General features: G+C 69.7%; 1 protein-coding gene. It reads right to left on the reverse strand.

The window, feature by feature from the left end; genetic code table 11:
* Positions 1–266: 266 nt before the first annotated feature.
* On the reverse strand, positions 267–1,643 hold the full coding sequence (locus tag ABD330_RS32170; RefSeq protein ID WP_344469856.1) for an IS1380 family transposase: 1,377 nt from the start codon (positions 1,641–1,643) through the stop codon (positions 267–269).
* Positions 1,644–1,881 lie beyond the last annotated feature (238 nt).

Here is a 1,881-nt window from a genome sequence, read left to right on the forward strand (position 1 = left end):
CTCGTCCGTCGACGGCTTGACCTGCCCAGGGCGTGGCATCCAGGCACCTCCTGGACAGGCAGCCTACCAGCAAAGATCCTTAAGTCACTGGTATTGGCCCTAGCCTCGATTTTTCATGACGGTCCGTCGATGTGGTCGGCGGGCCGTTGCGGCTTGTACGGGTAGTGGTGGGCGGGCCGAAGGCCCGACTGACGTGTCGGGTGTGCGTCGGATTCCACGGTTCCGAACGTGTTCGACTACTCGTCGGGATGGGTCGTTGTTGCTGGTCAGTCGGGTTTCGGTAGGGCCTGCAGCCTGCTGAACGCGGTGGTGATCAGGTCTGTCCAGGACCAGTGGCGGGCCAGGCGGAGAATGCGTTGGCGGCCGGTGGTGGCCAGGCGGGCGGCGGCGGAGAACAGTCGTAGCCGCAGGCGTTCGGGTTCCCAACGGCGGGCGGTGCCGGTCAGGGCGAGCATGGGCATCCAGGCCAGCAGGTCCAGGGCGAGCTGGACGATCTCCAGCCAGACCTGGTTCTGGGCGGTGTGGTGCAGGGGGAGGTTGCGAAGTCCGGTGTCGCGGGCGGCGCGGATGCGGTCCTCGGCGCGGGCGCGTTGGCGGTGCCGCAGTTCCTGGCGCGCGATCGCGGTGCAGGTGGTGTTGGTGGCGAAGCAGGTCAGCCGCATGCCGTCGGCGTCGGCGAACCTCAACTGGGCTCCGGGGTGCGGGCGTTCCTTGCGCACGATCAGCCGCATCCCGGCGAGCCGGCCCTTGAGGACGTCGCCGGCCAGCTCGGCCGCCCAGGCACCGTCGCGGACCTGGCCGTCGGGCTCGACCGCCGGGGTCCAGGCCGAGTCTGGAACGTGCAGGGCAGCGTGGTGGATGGCCTCGGTGATCGTCATCCCGACCGAGTAGGACAGCCACCGGCCGCGCGCGGTCAGCCAGTTCAGGAAGTCGTAAGTGCCGCCGGCGGAGTCGGTGCGTATCAGGGTCCGACGGCCGCGCCGGTAGTGCTTGGGGAGCTGGGCCAGTGCCAGGCGGGTCATGGTGATGTGGTCGGCGGCGGTGTTGCTGCCCGCGTTGCCCGGCCGCAGCATTGCGGCCACCGGCTCTCCGGAGCCGGCTCGGCCGTGGTCGACGAACGCGACCAGGGGATGGCGCCCAAAGGTCCGCTTCCAGGTCGCCGCCGCGTCCTGCTTGTCGGAGTGCGCCAGGACCAGCACGCCGTCGATGTCCACGATGACCTGGCCACCCGCGTCGGGGGCATCCATCCCGGCCAACATCCAAACCCGCTCGCGGACTTCGGCCCTCGCCCGGCGGATCGCCGTCAGAGCGCGAGGGCCGGCGGTGGCCAGGGTGTCGACCAGCCTGGAGATGGTGGGGTCGGAGGCCACCGGCCCGAAGACCTGCGGCTCGGCCCGCAGTGCCGCCACATCCGACAGGCAGTCCCCGCCCAGTGCCACCGCCAGGGCGAGGTCCAGAAGGATCTTGCCCGGATCGTGTGCCGCCCGCAGCTTGCGCCACGGCATCAACGCCGCTGACATCGCCGTATCCAGCCCGGCCTTGCGGACGGTCTCCACCAGCAGCACTCCACCGGCCTGCGAGACCACCCCGTCCCCGTTGTCCTGGACGCGGACACGCGGATACGACCCGATACGCTTGTTCACCTGGAGAGTGCTTCTTCCTTGCAGCGGACAGGACCCTATACAAGTCCAGTCGTTGCAGGTCAGCAGCACTCTGCTTTTGTTTGATCAAGAGCCGGACAGGCCCGCTCGCGGAAGGGCGGGGCTAGGGTCTGTCGTCAAACTCCCGTCGTCGCCCGAAGGGCGGCGGCGCGGCTCCCCCAGCCTTCGGCCGGGAGGTGCCCCCACGGTGCGTGCTCTCGGCGTGCCGGGCGGAAGTCCT

Origin of the sequence: Kitasatospora kazusensis, from assembly GCF_039529945.1 — a bacterium.
GTDB lineage: Bacteria > Actinomycetota > Actinomycetes > Streptomycetales > Streptomycetaceae > Kitasatospora > Kitasatospora kazusensis.